Annotated in this window: 12 protein-coding genes; 2 read left to right on the top strand and 10 right to left on the bottom strand. The window is 64.4% G+C overall.

Going from position 1 to position 17496, the window contains the following annotated elements:
• Positions 1–121: 121 nt before the first annotated feature.
• Both pepN and MAFF_RS31375 read left to right on the top strand, forming a co-directional pair.
• Positions 122–2767: an aminopeptidase N gene (gene pepN, locus MAFF_RS31380; RefSeq protein ID WP_010915056.1), complete on the top strand. Its 2646-nt coding sequence runs from the start codon at positions 122–124 to the stop codon at positions 2765–2767.
• Between the two features lie 196 nt (positions 2768–2963).
• Positions 2964–5285, top strand: a complete 2322-nt coding sequence (locus MAFF_RS31375; protein WP_044549804.1) for a PAS domain-containing sensor histidine kinase — start codon at positions 2964–2966, stop codon at positions 5283–5285.
• A 45-nt stretch (positions 5286–5330) separates the two neighbouring features.
• Here the strand turns inward: MAFF_RS31375 and MAFF_RS39500 are convergent, their stop codons facing one another.
• The 10 genes from MAFF_RS39500 to MAFF_RS31330 all read right to left on the bottom strand — a co-directional run bounded on the left by MAFF_RS39500 (position 5331) and on the right by MAFF_RS31330 (position 17323).
• Positions 5331–5477, bottom strand: coding sequence for an EF-hand domain-containing protein (locus MAFF_RS39500; RefSeq protein WP_157866108.1), 147 nt, complete (start codon positions 5475–5477; stop codon positions 5331–5333).
• A complete protein-coding gene (locus MAFF_RS31370; RefSeq protein ID WP_010915054.1) occupies positions 5446–8406 on the bottom strand; it encodes a bifunctional [glutamine synthetase] adenylyltransferase/[glutamine synthetase]-adenylyl-L-tyrosine phosphorylase in 2961 nt (986 codons plus the stop codon). Before MAFF_RS31370 ends, MAFF_RS39500 begins: the two co-directional genes overlap by 32 nt.
• The gene (locus MAFF_RS31365) at positions 8406–9887 is read right to left on the bottom strand and encodes a sensor histidine kinase (protein ID WP_044549803.1); all 1482 of its coding nucleotides are present in this window, start codon (positions 9885–9887) and stop codon (positions 8406–8408) included. The genes MAFF_RS31370 and MAFF_RS31365 overlap by 1 nt, the downstream gene beginning before the upstream one ends.
• Positions 9888–9895: 8 nt before the next feature.
• Complete coding sequence (locus tag MAFF_RS31360; protein WP_027046649.1) at positions 9896–10570, bottom strand: response regulator transcription factor; 675 nt, start codon at positions 10568–10570, stop codon at positions 9896–9898.
• 356 nt (positions 10571–10926) lie between these two features.
• Positions 10927–12477, bottom strand: coding sequence for a Do family serine endopeptidase (locus MAFF_RS31355; protein ID WP_010915051.1), 1551 nt, complete (start codon positions 12475–12477; stop codon positions 10927–10929).
• A 133-nt stretch (positions 12478–12610) separates the two neighbouring features.
• Positions 12611–13078 (bottom strand): cytochrome c-type biogenesis protein, encoded by a 468-nt coding sequence (locus MAFF_RS31350; RefSeq protein WP_010915050.1) that lies wholly within the window; start codon positions 13076–13078, stop codon positions 12611–12613.
• Positions 13075–15066, bottom strand: a complete 1992-nt coding sequence (locus tag MAFF_RS31345) for a heme lyase CcmF/NrfE family subunit (RefSeq protein WP_010915049.1) — start codon at positions 15064–15066, stop codon at positions 13075–13077. Before MAFF_RS31345 ends, MAFF_RS31350 begins: the two co-directional genes overlap by 4 nt.
• Positions 15067–15104: 38 nt before the next feature.
• Positions 15105–15548, bottom strand: coding sequence for a cytochrome c maturation protein CcmE (ccmE, locus tag MAFF_RS31340; protein ID WP_010915048.1), 444 nt, complete (start codon positions 15546–15548; stop codon positions 15105–15107).
• An 8-nt stretch (positions 15549–15556) separates the two neighbouring features.
• Complete coding sequence (ccmI, locus tag MAFF_RS31335; RefSeq protein ID WP_010915047.1) at positions 15557–16696, bottom strand: c-type cytochrome biogenesis protein CcmI; 1140 nt, start codon at positions 16694–16696, stop codon at positions 15557–15559.
• A 189-nt stretch (positions 16697–16885) separates the two neighbouring features.
• On the bottom strand, positions 16886–17323 hold the full coding sequence (locus MAFF_RS31330; RefSeq protein WP_032933216.1) for a hypothetical protein: 438 nt from the start codon (positions 17321–17323) through the stop codon (positions 16886–16888).
• Positions 17324–17496 lie beyond the last annotated feature (173 nt).

Raw genomic sequence — 17496 nt, 5'->3', positions numbered from 1 at the left:
CCTGAAATAGGCATCGGCCGAGTTTTGTCGAGGGACCATTTCGTGTAAAGAGCGCGGACTTCAAATTTCTTGGACCAGCGGGAACTCCGCGTCCAACGCAATCGACAGGAAAAACAACGGAATGCGCACGGACACCGGCCAGGTCTTCAAGCTCGAAGACTATCGCCCCAACGATTATCTCATTCCGCAGACCAACCTCACCTTCCGCCTTTCGCCCGAGGCCACGATCGTCACCGCGACACTGACGGTCGAACGCCGCGAGGGCGTAGCCGCGGCGGCGCCATTGGTGCTCGACGGCGACGGGCTGACGCTCAAGCGCATCGAGATCGACGGCAAGAAGGCAAAACCGGCGGACCTGCTGGTGACGCCTGACCAGCTCACCATTCTCAAGCCGCCGGCCGCACGCCGCTTCCAGCTGCTGATCGAGACCGAGCTGGCCCCGGCGGGCAACCAGGCCCTGATGGGTCTCTATCGCTCGAACAATGTCTATTGCACGCAATGCGAGGCCGAGGGCTTTCGCCGCATCACCTATTTCCTAGATCGCCCCGACATCCTGTCCGTCTACACCGTGCGGATCGAGGCGCTGCGCGGCGAGGCGCCGCTGCTCCTGTCCAATGGCAATCCGGGAGACAAGGGCGATATCGGGGATGGCTGGCACTATGCCGTCTGGCATGACCCCTTCCCCAAGCCATCCTACCTGTTCGCGCTTGTGGCCGGCAATCTTGGCCAGGTCGCCGACAGTTTCGTTACAATGTCCGGCCGCAAGGTCGAACTCGGCATCTATGTCGAGCGCGGCAAGGAGAAGCTGGCGGGCTACGCCATGGACGCGCTGAAGCGGTCGATGCGATGGGACGAGGAGGCATTTGGCCGCGAATACGACCTCGACGTCTTCAACATCGTCGCCGTGTCCGACTTCAACATGGGCGCGATGGAGAACAAGGGCCTCAACATCTTCAACGACAAATATGTGCTGGCCGACGAGGAGACCGCGACGGACGCCGATTTCGCCAATATCGAGGCGATCATCGCGCATGAGTATTTCCACAATTGGACAGGCAACAGAATCACTTGCCGCGACTGGTTCCAGCTTTGCCTGAAGGAGGGCCTGACGGTCTTCCGCGACCATGAATTCTCCGCCGACCAGCGCTCGCGCGCGGTCAAGCGCATCGCCGAGGTGCGCACGCTGCGCGCCCACCAGTTTCCCGAGGACCAGGGCCCGCTGGCGCATCCGGTGCGGCCGCGCCGTTACCGCGAGATCAACAATTTCTACACGGCGACGGTCTACGAAAAGGGCTCCGAAGTGGTGCGCATGATCCGCACCATCCTGGGGGCAGATGCCTTTCGCGCCAGCATGGACCTGTATTTCGAACGGCATGATGGCGAAGCAGCGACCATCGAGGATTTCATCAAGGTGTTCGAGGATGCCTCGGGCCGCGACCTGTCGCAGTTCGCGCTCTGGTATCATCAGGCCGGCACGCCCAATCTGACGGTCAGTTCGACACACAATGCAGCCGCGCAGGAGTTCACGCTCGAAATCGAGCAGTCGGTGCCGCCGACACCCTCCGAAAGCCGCAAGCGGCTGATGCATATTCCGCTCGCCTTCGGCCTGATCGGCGCGGGCGGCAAGCCTGTCGCGTATAGCGGCGTCGAGGGCGCCGGCGTCGAGGATGGCGTCATCCATCTGCGCAAGCGCCGCCATATGGTGCGCTTTTCGGGCGTTGCCGAACGTCCGGCGGTGTCGCTCAACCGCGGCTTTTCGGCGCCGGTGACGCTGTCGGTCGAGCAGAAGGCCGACGACCAGTTCTTCCTTGCCCGCCATGACAGCGATGCCTTCTCGCGCTGGCAAGCCTTCAACACACTGCTCACCGATGCGCTGATCGCTGCCTTCCGCGAGTTCCTTGGCGGCAAGCAGCCGGTCTTCGCGACGCGGCTGACCGAGCTTGCCGGCAGCATTGCCGGCGATGACACCCTGGAGCACGCCTATCGGGCGCTTGCGCTGGCACTGCCGGGCGATGCCGACATCGCCCGCGACATCGGCAAGAACATCGACCCCGATGCCATTCATGCAGCCCGGCAGACCCTTGCACTGGCGATCGCCATGGCCAATGCCGAGCTATTTTCCGAACTCTACCACAGCCTTGCCGACAAGGCGGCCTTCAGCCCCGACGCGGCGAGCGCGGGACGACGCGCCCTGCGCAACACTTTGCTGGACTATCTCTCGCTGTTGCCGGGTGGGGCGGCATTGGCGGCGGGGCATTTCCAGTCGGCGACCAACATGACCGACCGCGCGGCAGCCCTTGCCGTGCTCGCACATCGCCACCACGCCTCGCCGGAGGCAAACAAGGCGCTGGCGGCTTTCGAAAAGACCTATGCATCCGATCCGCTGGTCATGGACAAATGGTTCCAGATCCAGGCCAGCGTGCCGGGGCCGCAGGCTGTGGACACGGTGCGGGCTCTAACCGCCCATCCGGCCTTCTCGATGGCCAATCCGAACCGGGTGCGTTCGCTGATCGGCACATTCTCCAGCGCCAACCAGACCGGCTTCCACCGCGCCGACGGCGAAGGCTACCGGTTCTTCGCGCAAACGGTGCTCGAGGTCGAAAAGCGCAATCCGCAAGTGGCGGCAAGGCTGGCGACGGCACTGCGGTCGTGGCGTTCGCTCGAACCGGGCCGGCAAGCCAAGGCTAGGGAAGCGCTGCTTTCGATCGCCAATGCCGAAAACCTGTCGGCGGACCTGCGCGATATTGTCGAGCGCACGCTGGCCTAAGCGCACCCTTGCCTTCTCCCGCGGGAGAAGGCCTAGCCCCCGCACCTCCAAAAGCGCATTATTTTAGTCGATTTTTAATCTTTTTTCGCCGGACCACTGGACAAGGCGAATCACGTTTGATTCTTTACTGACGATTCGGAAGTGCGGCGTTTGCCGGATCACAAAGCAGCATAGGCAAATTCGGGGAGTGCCATTTATGGCAAAGGCGGACGCGTGGGGCGCGCCCGGCGGGATGGTTTTTGCGCGTCGCGAGACGCGCAGCGACGGCCTTGCCGGGAATACGCGGCTCATTGCCGAACCGGCCTACAAGCGGCTTCTGGCGGCCGAGCCGCTGCTGCGCCGGTCGATACCGGCCCTCATCATCATCTTCCTGCTCGTCATCGCGGCGCTGCGCGTGCTGTCGCTGATGAACGAACGCGACGATGCCGAGCGCGACGCCAAGGCGATCCTCACACTGGCTGCGGGTCAGTTGGCCAGTTCGCTGGCCACCACCTCGGATACCGAGCCCGGCGCCGTCCAGGACCTGCTGGAGACCACCAGCCGCCAGGGCGCGATGGGCCGCAGCCATGTGCTCGTCGTCACCGACAGCGCCTTCAGGATCACCGCGGTGACGCCGCGCTCGATGCCGTGGCAAGGTCATTCGCTCGACGGCCTCGTCCAGGGCGGCCAACCGCTGTTCATGTTCGGCGACCGCGCCGGCGTCATGGAGGTCAACATCGGCGGCCGGGACTGGTACGCCGCGGTCAGCGTGGCCAAGGATCGGAAGGGAGCGGCGGCGGCGCTGGTGCCGCAGGAGGCGGTCTTCGACACGTGGCGCAAGACCGTCTCGCTCAACGTCACCCTGTTCGTGCTGACGGCCGGCGTGCTGATCATCATCCTCTACGCCTATTTCGGGCAGGCGGCGCGCGCCCAGGCCGCCGACCGCATCTACCTCGAAGCGCATCAGCGCATCGACATGGCGCTGGTGCGCGGCCGCTGCGGCCTGTGGGACTGGGACATGGTGCGCGGCAAGATGTACTGGTCGCGTTCCATGTACGACATGCTGGGCTACGAGCCCTGCGACACGATGCTGTCCTTCGGCGAGGTCGACGAGATCATCCATCCTGAGGACGGTGACCTGTTCGAGCTAGCCAACAGAATTGTCGCGCGCGAAATCGACCACATCGACCAGGTGTTCCGGATGCGGCATGCCGACGGCCAATGGGTGTGGATGCGCGCCCGTGCGCAGGTCATGGATCCGGAAGCGCCGGAAATCCAGCTGATCGGCATCGCCGTCGATGTCACCGAGCAGCGCCATCTGGCGTTGCGGTCCGAAGCTGCCGACCTTCGCCTGAGAACAGCAATCGAGAACATCAACGAATCCTTCGTGCTGTGGGATTCGGCGCAGCGGCTGATCATGTGCAACTCCAAATACCAGCAGGATAACGGGCTGTCGGATCGCGACGTGATGCCGGGTGTGACACGCGCTTCGCTGGAGGGGCGGATGCTGGCCTTTGCGTCCGAACGCCGGCTTGCCAACACCAATGGTCCGCAAGGCGGCGCCACTTTCGAGCGGCAGCTGTCCGACGGCCGCTGGCTGCAGGTCAATGAACTCAAGACAAGGGACGGCGGCATCGTCTCGGTCGGCTCCGACATCACCCAGATCAAGCTGCATCAGGAAAAGCTGGTCGACAGCGAGCGGCGACTGATGGCGACGATCCATGATCTCAGCCTCGCGCGGCGGGCCGAAGAGGAACGGTCGCGCGAACTGGTCGATCTCAACCGCAAATATATGAAGGAAACCGAGCGCGCCGAGGCGGCGAACCGGGCCAAGTCTGAATTCCTGGCCAACATGTCGCATGAATTGCGCACGCCGCTGAACGCCATCATCGGCTTCTCCGAGCTGATGGAACAGGGGCTGTTTGGTCCACTGGGATCGGCGCGCTACGAGGAGTACGCCACCGACATCAACAGCAGCGGCAAATACCTGCTCGGCGTCATCAACGATATTCTCGACATGTCCAAGATCGAGGCCGGCCAGTTCTCACTGGACCAGGAGCAGATCGACCTCGGTCCGCTGATCAGCGAGACGGTGCGCGTCGTCTCGCTGCAGGCCGCGCAAAAAGCGATCACCGTGGAAACGCGCATCGCCGACGCGCTGAGTTTGTTCGCCGATCGCCGCGCCATCAAGCAGATCGTCATCAACCTCCTGTCCAACGCGGTGAAGTTCACCGGCCAGGGCGGCCATATATCGGTCAGGGCCCGCAACACATCGGGTGCGCTGGTGCTGACCATCGAGGACAATGGCTGCGGCATTCCAAAGGAGGCGCTCGGCAAGCTCGGGCGGCCCTTCGAACAGGTGCAGAACCAGTTCTCCAAGAACCATGCCGGATCGGGCCTCGGCCTTGCCATCTCGCGCTCGCTGGCTGAGCTTCAGGGCGGCGCGCTGAAGATCCGTTCGACCGAAGGTGTCGGCACGATCGTGTCGGTGCGCATTCCGGTGAAGAAGGCGCCGCCGGCCGTCAAGGCCGCCGCTTGAGCAGCAGGCTCCGAGCGGTGTCGCCGGGGCCTGGATCAAACAATCTTATTGGACGCTGCCATCATCCGATTGGCGATGATGGCCAAAGCGGTGGCCCTTCGGCAGTTCGCTCTTCTCGATCTTGCCGTCATTGTTCTTGTCGATCTGGCGAACACCTTTTTCATGGTCGTCCGGCACGAAGCAAAAGGTCAAAGTCCTTCCTGACCTTCTGCGACGTCTCCTTGAGATGTGCTTCCAGCACACCGAAATCCGGCAGGTCGGTGACCGCCAGAAGCAGATCCGATAGTCCCGGCGGAACGTCGTCGCGCTCGAACGAGCCGGTGAGGCACAGCCGGGTCATCTGGGTCAGCGCCAGATAGAGTGCGAAGGCGGCGCCAAGTTCCTGCCTGGCGCCGGCATCGGCGAAGCCGGGCGCGAGGCGGGATAGGATCTCGGCCGTACCGGTGGCGCGCGGCCCGGCCCCGACCTGCCCGGTGATGACAGCCACCTGCGCAATGAATTCGAGATCGATCAGCCCGCCGGGGATCAGCTTGATGTCCCAGAGATCGCGTGCCGGCTTTTCCTTCTCGATCATGGCGCGCATGTCCGCGGCCTCGGTCTTCACCTTTGCCGCGTCACGCGGCTGGCCAAGCACGGCGGCGACTTCCGCTTCAACCTCGGCGCACAGGCCGGTGTCGCCGCCAATGGCGCGCGCCCGCGACAACGCCATGTGTTCCCAGGTCCAGGCCTCCTGGCGCTGGTATTTCTTGAAGGCGTCGATGTGGGTAGCCACCGGTCCCTTGTTGCCGGACGGCCTCAGCCGCAGGTCGAGTTCGTAGAGCACGCCTTCCGCTGTCGGCGCCGATACGGCCGAGATCAGCCGCTGCGTCATGCGGGTATAATAGTGTGAAGGCGCCAGCGGCTTGTCACCGTCGGAGTCCTCGGCGTCCGCATCATGATCGTAGAGCAGGATGAGGTCGACATCCGATCCCGCGGTCAATTCGCGGCTGCCGAGCTTGCCCATGCCGAGCAGCGAAACCACGCCACCGGCGATCGTGCCGTGGCGCGCCGCGAATTCGGCCGTCACTGCTTGCAACGCCGCCTCGATGGTGAGATCGGCGAGATCGGAAAAGGCGCGGCCGGCGCGGGCCGGATCGATCGAACCGGCAAGCAGCCGCACGCCAATCAGAAACTTTTGCTCCGAGGCAAAGATGCGCAGCCGGTCGAGCACCTCCTCATAGGCCCTATCGCCTTCGAGGAAGGCCGAAAGCCGCGCCGAAAGATAGACGCGGTCAGGCAGTTCAGTGAGGAGAGCGGGGTCGAGCAGGCCGTCGAAAACATGCGGCCGGCGCGTGATGATCGCCGCCAGCCGGGGCGCGGCGCCCATGATTGTCGCCATCAGCTTGAGCAGCGCCGGGTTGGACTGCAGCAGCGAGAACAGCTGGATGCCGGCCGGCAGGCCGGCAAGGAATTCGTCGAAACGGATCAAGGCTTCGTCCGCCCGGCGTGTCTGGCCGAAGGCCTTGAGCAGCGCCGGCGTCAACTCCGTCAGCCGCTCACGTGCCTCCGCCGACTGGGTGACGCGATAGCGGCCGAAATGCCAGCCGCGGATGACTCGGCAGATGTCGCTCGGCCGCTGGAAGCCGAGGCCCTGCAAGGTCTGCAGCGTGTTGGGGTCATCGACATCGCCGGTGAAGACCAGATTGCCGATGCCCGCCGAAAGCTCGGGAGCCGTTTCGAACAGTGCTGCATAGTGGCGCTCGACCTGCAGCAGCGAGGCGCGGAATGCCTGGGAAAACGCAGCCGCATCGCCAAAGCCCAGCATGTGGGCGATGCGCTCCAGCCCTTCATCGTCTTCCGGCAGCGTATGCGTCTGCTCGTCAGCCACCATCTGCACGGCATGCTCGACGCGGCGCAGGAACCAGTATTGGCGGGCGAGTGCGTCACGCGCATCAGCGGTGATCCAGCCACGCGCGGCGAGCTGGCCGAGCATCGGCACTGTTTCGCGGCCGCGCAGTTCGGGGAAACGGCCGCCGGCGATGAGCTGCTGGGTCTGGACGAAGAACTCGATCTCGCGGATGCCGCCACGGCCGAGCTTGACGTTGTGCCCCTTCACGGCGATCTCGCCGTGGCCCTTGTGAGCGTGGATCTGGCGCTTGATCGAATGAACGTCGGCAATCGCCGCGTAGTCCATGTATTTGCGCCAGATATAGGGTTGGAGTTCCCTAAGGAATGCAGCACCCGCGGCCAGATCGCCGGCCACCGGACGCGCCTTGATCATCGCCGCACGTTCCCAGTTCTGGCCGCGCGCTTCGTAATAGCGCAGTGCCGCTTCAACCGGGATCGCCAGCGGCGTCGAACCGGGATCGGGACGCAGCCTGAGATCAGTGCGGAAGACATAGCCATGCTCGGTGCGGTCCTGCAGGATGCGCACCAAGCGGCGTGTCAGCCGCGAAAACAGCTCCGTGGCGTCGAGGCGGTCGACCACGGCGGGCGCGTCCGGATCGAAGAAGACGACAAGATCGATGTCGGAGGAAAAATTCAGCTCATGCGCGCCAAGCTTGCCCATGCCAAGCAGAATCCAGCCCGATTGCAGCGACGGGTTGTCGAGATCCGGCAGTTTGAGCTTGCCCTGGCCATGCGCGTCGCGCAGCAGGAAGTCGACGGCGGCACGCGTGCAGGCATCGGCAAGATCGCTCAGCCGCCGCACGGTCAGCGACGTTTCCGCTTCACCGGCGAGATCGGCCAGCGCGATCAGGAAATGCGCCTCGGCCTTGCACTGGCGCAGCTCCATCATCAGGCTCGATTCGGAGACCGTCTCGGCCAACGGCGCCTGTTCGATCGCTGCGGTGATCGCCTCCAGGCGCGCCTCGACCGGCTGATCGAAAAGGGCATCCAGGATACGAGGCCGGCGCCGCGACGTATCACGCAGGAAGGGCGACAGGTCGAAGACGGCGGCCAGGAAATCCTGGCCCGCCCCCTTGCCGGCCAGGAATTTGGCCAGCCGCGCCAACCCTTCTTCGCGTGCCGCGGCGGCGATCTCGGCCAGTTCCTGCCGCGCCCGGCCTTGGTCGAGAGGGGCGAGCCCAAGGGCGGGCTTCAACTGCCAGTCCGTGACCGTCCGCTTCGCAACCGCAGCCATCAGTGATCCTCCCGTACAGGGAAACTCATGACCACGGATAGTCCCGGATTGCCAGGCAAGAGATCAAGCCGTCCATAGTGGAAAGTCATGACCGCCTTGGCGAGGCTGAGGCCAAGGCCGGAGCCCGGTTGAGAACGGCTCTTCTCCAGCCGCACGAAGCGTTCGGTCGCGCGGGCCCGATCGGCATCGTCGGGAATGCCCTGGCCGTTGTCGGCGACACAAAGCCAGATCTCGCCATGTGTCCGCTCGAGCGTCACGCGAACGGCCGGCTTGGACGTGGAGTCCGTCGAATATTTGATCGCATTGTCGACGATGTTGGACAGCGCCTGGCCGATCAGCTCGCGGTTGCCGTCGACGAGAAAAGCGCCATTCACTTCGGCTTCGAGCGAAACGCCGGCCTCTTCCGCCACCGGCTCGTAGAGCTCGGCGACATCACGCACGGCCGCCGCCAGGTCGACGCGATTGGTGTGCTCTGATGAATATCCGGCCTCGAGCCGGGAGATCATCAGGATAGCGTTGAAGGTCTTTATCAGCTGGTCGGACTCGGCGATGGTGCTTTCCAGCGCCTGGCGGTAGTCGGCGGGCCTGTGCTTGCCGGAAAGTGTCGCTTCGGCGCGATTGCGCAGCCGGGTCAGCGGCGTCTTCAGATCATGCGCGATGTTGTCGGAAACCTGCTTCAGGCCTTCGTTGAGCGTGGCGATCCTGGCCAGCATGGAATTGAGGTTTTCCGACAGCCGGTCGAATTCGTCGCCGGCGCCGGTCACCGGCAGCCGGCCCGAGAGATCACCGCCCATGATGCGGCGGCTGGCCTCCGAAACGCTGTCTATGCGCTTCAGCGCGGCACGGCCGACAAAGAACCAGATTAGCAGTCCGCCGAGCCCCATCATGCCGAGCGCCAGCGTCAGCGCACGGCGGATGACGGCACGAAAGCGCTCCGGTTCGCCAAGATCGCGGCCGACCAGCATGATCATCTGGTTAGGCAGCCGCAGCACCAGCGCAATGGCGTTGTGGCCCTGCTCGCCTTCGGCTTGCTGCGCCGCGTTGTCGCCAGTTGCAGGAGCTGTCGTCTGGTCGGACGTTCCGCTGCGCAGGCGGTCAAGCTCGCCTTCTCCGAAGCGCTTGTAGGAGAACGGCTCGGTCGTCCAGCCCTCCGTGTCAATCACGCCCGGTTCGAGGCTCTGCACATTGCCGGTTAGAATCTGGCCATTGGCATCGGCGATGAGATAGAGGTTGGCACCGGGCTGGCGGGAGCGGTTTTCGACGACGCGCACCAGCACGGGCAAGCCACCGCGCTGATAGGCGCGGGCGAGGCCCAGCACTTCGTCGTTGATGGTCTCCTGCGTCTGCGCCGTCAGCATACGCGCCGACAGCGAGGTCATGTAGAAGACGAGCAGCACGGCGCAGAGCGCGAAGAGCAGAAGGTAGAGCGCCGAAAGCCGCGCTGCCGTCGTCTTCATGATGGCCGGCACGGAAAGAGCCATGCTGTCGCCTAGCCGCCCTTCAGCATGTAACCGGCGCCGCGAACCGTATGCAGGATCGGCTTATCGAAGCCCTTTTCGATCTTGCCGCGCAGCCGCGACACGTGGACGTCAATGACATTGGTCTGCGGGTCGAAATGATAATCCCAGACATTTTCGAGCAGCATGGTGCGCGTTACCACCTGGCCGGCATGGCGCATCAGATATTCGAGCAAGCGGAATTCGCGCGGCTGCAGCGTGATCTCGCGCGCTGCCCGGCGCACCGAATGCGACAGCCTGTCGAGTTCAAGGTCGCCAACCCGGTAGACGGTTTCGGCTTCCTTGGCGCTGGCACGGCGGTTCAACACCTCGACGCGGGCCAGAAGTTCGGAAAACGCATAGGGCTTGGTCAGATAATCGTCGCCGCCGGCGCGCAGGCCGGTGACCCGGTCATCGACCTCCCCCAGCGCCGACAGGATCAGCACGGGTGTGGTGTTGCCCCTGGAGCGAAGACCGGCAATGACCGACAGACCGTCGCGGCGGGGCATCATCCGGTCGATGACCATTACGTCATAGTCGCCGGCGTCGGCAAGCGCGAAACCGGTCTCGCCGTCACCGGCTACATGGGCGGTATGGCCAGCCTCGGTAAAGGCTTTCTGCAGATAATCGGCAGCCTCGCGATCGTCTTCTATGACGAGAATCTTCATAGGGCCGTTATACGCGATTTCGCTGGAAGGTTGAGTAGTCGGCATCTGCATTTTAGCCTTTGCCAAAGCGCGCCTCGATCAAGATGATCGAGGCCGCACGCGATAAAATCTTGTTCTCTGGTTGTCTTCATCCCGAACATGCCTGCTTCGAGGCATGATCCGGCAAATCATCACATCCTCTCGGCCCAGGCCCGAGGTAGCGTTTTTGGGCGGCTTACAAAATGTGCGGCAGCGGGCGATGGGAGGCCCGCTGCCGCTGGAGGAGAGCACGATGACTGACTAACGTACCCGGCTCCATGCTTTCCCATGTGGCGGCTCGGGGGGTGTTTGATACCGCCGCACCGGAAAAGTCGGTGTCAGCCCTTGGCGACGGGCAGCGCGACAAAACGGTTGTTGTTGTCGCGGGTGATCTGCATCAGCACCGCCTTGCGGCCGGACTTCACCGCGTCGGTCATCGCCTTGGTGACATCGTCGGTGCCATTCACTTCGTTCGAATTGACCGCGGTGATGATGTCTCCCGGCTGGATGCCGCGGTCGGCCGCAGCGCTTTCGGGATCGACATCGGTCACCACAAGCCCCTTGCCGTTTTCGGACTTGGTGACGGTGAGGCCGAGATCGGCCAGCGTATCAGGTTTTGCCGGAGCGGCAGGCTGCTGCTGCTGGTCGTTCGAGGCCTGCTTGTCGCTGGCCGGCAGCTTGCCGAGATCGACCTTGATCGTCTGGCTCTTGCCGTCGCGCCAGACGGTGACGTCAACCGACTTGCCGGGCGAATAGGCGCCAATCAGGCGGGCGAGTTCCTTCGGCGAAGCGACGTCCTTGCCCTCGACCTGGGTGATGACGTCACCAGCCGTGATGCCGGCCTTCTTGCCGGGGCCATCGTCCTGGGCGCTGGACACCAACGCGCCATTGTTGGACTTCAGACCGAGCGATTCGGCGATGTCGGAGGTAACCGGCTGGATTTCGACGCCGAGCCAGCCGCGCTGCACCGCGCCGCTCTTCATCAGGTCCTCGACAACCTGCTTGGCGGTCGAGGCAGGAATGTCGAAGGCGATGCCGACACTGCCGCCCGAGGGCGAGAAGATCGCCGTGTTGATACCGACCACCTGGCCATTGAGGTTGAAGGTCGGGCCACCCGAATTGCCGCGGTTGACCGAGGCGTCGATCTGCAGGAAATCGTCATAGGGGCCGGCGCCGATGTCACGGCCGCGCGCCGACACGATGCCGGCGGTGACCGTGCCGCCGAGGCCGAACGGATTGCCGACGGCCACGACCCAGTCGCCGACGCGAACCTTGGAATCGTCGGCGAAGTCGACATAGGTGAACTTGCCACCGCCTTCGACCTTGAGCACGGCGAGATCGGTGCGCGGGTCGGTGCCGACCAGCTTGGCGTCGAGTTCCTTGCCGTCATTGGTCACCACGGTGAAGGCGGTGCCTTCTTCGACGACGTGGTTGTTGGTGACGAGGTAGCCGTCCTCGGAGATGAAGAAGCCGGAGCCCTGCGCCACCGGGCGCGGCTGGTCATTGCTGCGGTCGCGGTGACCGAAGCGGCGATGGCCTTCATCATTCTGGCCGCCCTGATCGCCAAAGCCGCGGAATTCCTTGAAGAAGCGGCGCAGCTGCGGATTGTTGGGAAGATTGTCGAAGCCATCCTGGTCATCGGAGCCGTCATCGGCGGTCGGCTGGATCTTGGCCTTCACCTTGACGCTGACCACGGCGGGCGAAACGCGCTCGACGACATCGGCGAAGCCTTGCACCTGCGGCGCCTCGACGCGTACGGCGTCGGCCAGAACGGGGCTGGTTCCGCTGGTCAGCGCGCCAACGCCGATCACGCCGGCAACGGCGACGGAAGCAGCGGCAGCCAGGAGACGCTTGCGGGTGCGGGAATATGAATTGGGGGCAATATTCATGGGGTCTCGTATCCTCTTTCAAAGGGACGCGCCTTGATCGGCATCCTCAGGAAAGGAGAATTAGAGCGGCGCACATTACAGCGCCATTTCCGACGCATGAAACTTTGGTAATGTTGGCGGGCGACAGCAGCCGTCAGTCGCGGTGCAGGATAGCGTCCAATGCCGCCTGTTCGTCGGCCGACAGGGTCTTTGTCGCCAGGGTCCGGCGCGACCGCGCGGTAAGCACAATGAATACGCCCCCCACCAGCAGCAACAGCACCGGCGTGCCCCAAAGCAGCGCGTTGCGCAGGTCGAAGCGCGGCTTCAGCAGCACGAACTCGCCGTAGCGCGAAACCACATAGTCCATGACCTGCTGGTCGGTATCGCCGGCGACGAGGCGCTGGCGCACCAGGATGCGCAGGTCGCGGGCAAGATCGGCATCGGATTCGTCGATCGACTGGTTCTGGCAGACCATGCACCGCAGGCCTTCCGACAGAGCCCGCGCCCGCGCTTCGAGCGCCGGATCGGCCAGCATCTCGTCGGGCTTCACCGCCAGCGCCGTGCCGGCAAAGCCGAGCGCCAGCATCAGGACGAGCAACGCAGCGCAGAACCTTGCCTTCATGGCAGGACCGCGGGCGTCACGGCGCTCGCCTGCTTGCGCCGGCGCGAAGGCGCGCCGACGCGCAGGCGCCTGTCCATCAGCGACATGGCCGCGCCCGCCATCATCATCAGGCCGCCGCCCCAGATCAGCGTCACCAATGGTTTCCACCACAGGCGCACCACGACCGAGCCGTCCTTGGCTTCGTCGCCAAGCGAGATGTAGAGCTGGGAAAGACCGAGGGTTCTGATGCCGGACTCAGTCGTCGTCGTCTGCCGCACCGGATAGAAACGCTTGGCGGAACTCATTTCACCGACAGGACTGCCGCCGACACCGATCAGCTCGAAGCGGCCACGGTCCTCGCTGTAGTTTGGCCCCTGCGCCGGATAAAGCCCGACGAAACGCAGCGTATGACCTGACAGTTCCACCGTCTCGCCGGCGCGCATGGTGAGGATCTTCTCGGTGCCGAAGGAGAGCGTGGCGACAATGCCGAGCAAGGTCAGGCCGAGGCCGAGATGGGCCAATGCCGTGCCGAAGACCGAGCGCGGCAGGCCGGCAAAGCGCCTGAGCATGACGGCCGGCGCAACCGATCCGGCGCCGGACTTGACGGCAAGGTCGGTGAGCGCACCGGCGACCAGCCAGACCGCAAGGCCGATGCCGAGGGCGGCGAACACCGACGCGCCGTCGATAAACAGGCCGGTAACGAGCATTGCCGCCAGCGCCGTCGCGAAGGCCGCCATCAGGCGCTGCGACGCGGCGATGACGTCGCCGCGCTTCCAGGCCAGCAGCGGGCCGAACGGCACGAGGACCAGAAGCGGCAACATCAAGGGGCCGAAAGTCAGATCGAAGAACGGTGCTCCGACCGAGATCTTGTCGCCGGTGAGCGCCTCCAGCGCCAGCGGATAGAGCGTGCCGACGAGCACCGTGGCGGTCGCCGTGGTCAGGAACAGATTGTTGAGGACGAGCGCGCCTTCACGCGAGATCGGATGGAACAGGCCGCCGGCCGTCAATCTCGAGGCGCGCAGCGCAAACAGCGCCAGCGACCCGCCGATGAACAGCGTCAGGATGCACAGGATGAAGACGCCGCGCGCCGGGTCGGTGGCGAAGGCGTGGACCGAGGTGAGCACGCCCGAGCGCACCAGGAAGGTGCCGAGCAGCGACAGCGAAAAGGTGAGGATGGCGAGCAGCAGCGTCCAGATCTTCAGCGCCGAGCGCTTTTCCATGACGATGGCCGAATGCAGCAGCGCGGTGCCCGCCAGCCAAGGCATGAAGGAGGCGTTCTCGACCGGATCCCAGAACCAGAAACCGCCCCAGCCAAGCTCGTAATAGGCCCAGTACGATCCCATGGCGATGCCGCCGGTCAAAAACATCCAGGCGACCAGTGTCCATGGCCGCACCCAGCGCGCCCAGGAGGCGTCGATGCGCCCCTCGATCAAGGCGGCGACCGAGAAGGAAAAGCAGATCGAGAAGCCGACATAGCCGAGATAGAGCAGCGGCGGATGAATGGCGAGGCCGAGATCCTGCAGGACCGGGTTGAGGTCGCGGCCTTCGATCGGCGCCGGATTGAGCCGGATGAATGGATTGGACGTCGCCAGGATGAACAGGAAGAAGGCCGCGCCGATGGCGCCCTGCACGGCCAGTACATTGGCGCGCAGAGTTGCCGGCAAATTGGAACCGAAAGCCGCAACGAGAGCACCGAAAAAGGTCAGGATCAGCACCCAGAGCAGCATCGAGCCTTCGTGATTGCCCCAGGTTCCGGTGATCTTGTAGATCATCGGCTGCAGCGAATGCGAGTTCTCCCAGACGCTCGCCACGGAGAAATCAGAGTTCGCATAGGCGCTCGCCAGCGCGACGAAGGACAGCGCCGTCAGCGCGAAGCCGGTGACCGCGACAGGACCGCCGACAGCCATCAGGCGCTGGTTGTTGAGGCGCGCGCCGAACAGCGGCACGATCGTCTGCACCAGCGAAAGCGCGAACGCCAGGACCAGGGCGAAATGTCCGGTTTCAACCATGGTTGTGCCCATGATTGACCCCTGCCCTTCTGCCAGACCTACTCACTTTTGCTCTCCTGCCAGACGCCCTTGGCCTTCAGCCCGTCGGCCACTTCCTTGGGCATGTAGCGCTCATCATGCTTGGCCAGCACGCTGTCGGCAACAAAGACGCCGTCCGGGCCGAAACTGCCCTCGGTGATGACGCCCTGCTCCTCGCGAAAGAGGTCGGGCAGGATGCCGGTATAGGTGACCTTGACCGATTTGTGCGTGTCGGTGACCGAAAAGGCGACCGTCGCGCCCTGCCCGCGCTGGATGGTGCCTTTTTCGACCAAACCGCCGAGCCTGATGCGCTGGCCGGGCTGGACGCTCGCCGTGGTGAGGTCGGCCGGCATGTAGAAATAGGAAGCCTTCTGGCCGAGCGCGTAGAAGGTCAGCCCGGTGGCGGCACCAAGGAAAGCCAATCCGCCGACAATGACCGACAGTCGTTTCTGCTTGCGCGTCATATCCAGGTCTACTCCGTCGCCGTCAGGCCGAGCGAGGCGGCGAAGGCGGTGAATTTCTTGGCTTCGTCGCTGTCCGCGCCAAAGACGGCGATGGCGCGACCGAGCGCCTCGCGCGCCTGATCGGCCTTGCCCAGCACGACGTAGGAACGAACGAGCCGCATCCATCCTTCCGGGTCACGCGGATTTTGCCGCAGTTTTTCGTCGAGGCCGGCGACCATGGTGTTGATCATGGCTTCGCGATCCTGCGGCGACAGGGAGGATGCCGCGTCGACATCCGCGGTATCGGGGCCTTTCGCCGCCGTGCTGGAAGCGACTTCGGGGCTGGCGGATTTGGCCAGCGCCTGTTCAACGGCACTGCGCCATGGCGAATCCGGCGGCAAAGTGCCCAGCATCGCCTGCCAGGCCGTGGCCGCTTCCTTGCTGCGTCCCTCCTGCGCCAGGGCCATGGCCAGGTAGAAGTTGGCTTTTGCATTGGCGGGATCGAGCTTCAGCGCCGCCTCGAAGGCATCCTGGGCATCGGCGGAAACGATGCCGCCCGCCGCACCGGCGATTGCCTCGCCGAGGCCGGCCTGGCGAACAGCGCTGTCGCCGTCGAGGCGGATGGCATTGCGATACGCAGCGACCGCGTCGGAGAAGCGCTGCATGCGCAGATAGACCGGGGCGAGCACGTCCCATCCCCTGCCGTCGGACGGGTTGGCGGCAAGGTGGGCCTCGGCGCGTGCAACCAATTCGTCGACCGAACTGTCGGCCGGGTTCTTGGCCAGCCGTTGGCTGAGCGGCTGCGCCGGAAGGTCAGGCGAGCCGATCTGGCTGTAAACGCCCCAGCTGACCAGCGGCACAGCCAGCACGGCGACGGTCGCGACAAGCCGTGCCGTGACCGAGGCCTGCCTGGCCGATGCCTTGCCGGCTGTATCGGCATTGTCGAGGCGAAGGATGCGGCGCGCGATTTCGGCGCGCGCCTCGGCCGCTTCCGCCGGCTGGATCAAGCCGCGCCCGGCATCGCGGTCAAGCTCGGACAGCTGGTCGCGATAGACTTCCAGATCGTGATCGCCGCTCGAAGACGCGCTCTTGGATCCCGCGGCCAGCGGCAGCAGCACCGCCAGGCTCGCGCCGAGCGTCAGTATCGCGGCTATGACCCAGAACAGCATGGTTCTTCCAATAACGACAGAGCCCTGCCCTGCCAACACAGGCATCCTGCGACGCTTTGACGGTCAGCGCGCCTGACGTCCTTGATCGACATCAACCGGACCGGATTCCAACCGGAGCCGGTCCGGTCTTTGTTTTGTGCATGTCGTTGTCCCAAAACCGCTGCGCACTTTTGGGCGACATGCGAGCAGTCAGGTCAGCGGCGTCCAGCTGCCGTCGGCATTGCGGCAAGCGGTTCCGCGCGCCGTCACCCCGGCGCCGCCGGTGAACACGGTCTGCGTATACTGGCGGCAGTCCTGCGAGCCGACGCGATAGGGCTGGGCCGGAACCACCTCGCCATAGTGCGAAGCCTGATCGCCCTTCCACGCCACCTTCTGACCGCTCGTCGTGTATTCGAGCGCCTTGTATTCGGCCTCGAGCGCGCTGCGCTTCTCTTCGTCGCTAAGGCCGTTGCCGATCGAGCCGCCGATGAGGCCGCCGTCCATCGCCGAAATGATCGACTTGGTGACCTTGCCGCTTGTCGGAGGCGTCGACGCCGGTGTCGGCGCGAGCGTGGGGGCCTTGCCGCTCAAGGTGGTGCAGCCGGAGACGGCCAGCAATGCGGAAACAAGCGCGACGCGAATCTTCATGCCAACAACCGGTTTTCTTGAGTTGGAGCCTGCCATGGATGCGCCGGGGGCCGCGTCATCGGAGAAGTAGGCGTGGCCATAGTATTGATATTTGTCGGAAATTTGGCCGCTGCCGGCCAGCTCAAAATCAATCGATATGCCGCCATAACATACGCCTTGCACCGCTGTCGATT

This window comes from Mesorhizobium japonicum MAFF 303099 (assembly GCF_000009625.1).
GTDB lineage: Bacteria > Pseudomonadota > Alphaproteobacteria > Rhizobiales > Rhizobiaceae > Mesorhizobium > Mesorhizobium japonicum.
This window is presented reverse-complemented; position numbering and strand designations above follow the sequence as displayed.

Coding starts and splice junctions, on each gene's coding strand:
- pepN (WP_010915056.1), top strand. CDS start 122: ATGCGCACGGACACCGGCCAGGTCTTCAAGCTCGAAGACTATCGCCCC.
- MAFF_RS31375 (WP_044549804.1), top strand. CDS start 2,964: ATGGCAAAGGCGGACGCGTGGGGCGCGCCCGGCGGGATGGTTTTTGCG.
- MAFF_RS31370 (WP_010915054.1), bottom strand. CDS start 8,406: ATGGCTGCGGTTGCGAAGCGGACGGTCACGGACTGGCAGTTGAAGCCC.
- MAFF_RS31365 (WP_044549803.1), bottom strand. CDS start 9,887: ATGGCTCTTTCCGTGCCGGCCATCATGAAGACGACGGCAGCGCGGCTT.
- MAFF_RS31360 (WP_027046649.1), bottom strand. CDS start 10,570: ATGAAGATTCTCGTCATAGAAGACGATCGCGAGGCTGCCGATTATCTG.
- MAFF_RS31355 (WP_010915051.1), bottom strand. CDS start 12,477: ATGAATATTGCCCCCAATTCATATTCCCGCACCCGCAAGCGTCTCCTG.
- MAFF_RS31350 (WP_010915050.1), bottom strand. CDS start 13,078: ATGAAGGCAAGGTTCTGCGCTGCGTTGCTCGTCCTGATGCTGGCGCTC.
- MAFF_RS31345 (WP_010915049.1), bottom strand. CDS start 15,066: ATGGTTGAAACCGGACATTTCGCCCTGGTCCTGGCGTTCGCGCTTTCG.
- ccmE (WP_010915048.1), bottom strand. CDS start 15,548: ATGACGCGCAAGCAGAAACGACTGTCGGTCATTGTCGGCGGATTGGCT.
- ccmI (WP_010915047.1), bottom strand. CDS start 16,696: ATGCTGTTCTGGGTCATAGCCGCGATACTGACGCTCGGCGCGAGCCTG.
- MAFF_RS31330 (WP_032933216.1), bottom strand. CDS start 17,323: ATGAAGATTCGCGTCGCGCTTGTTTCCGCATTGCTGGCCGTCTCCGGC.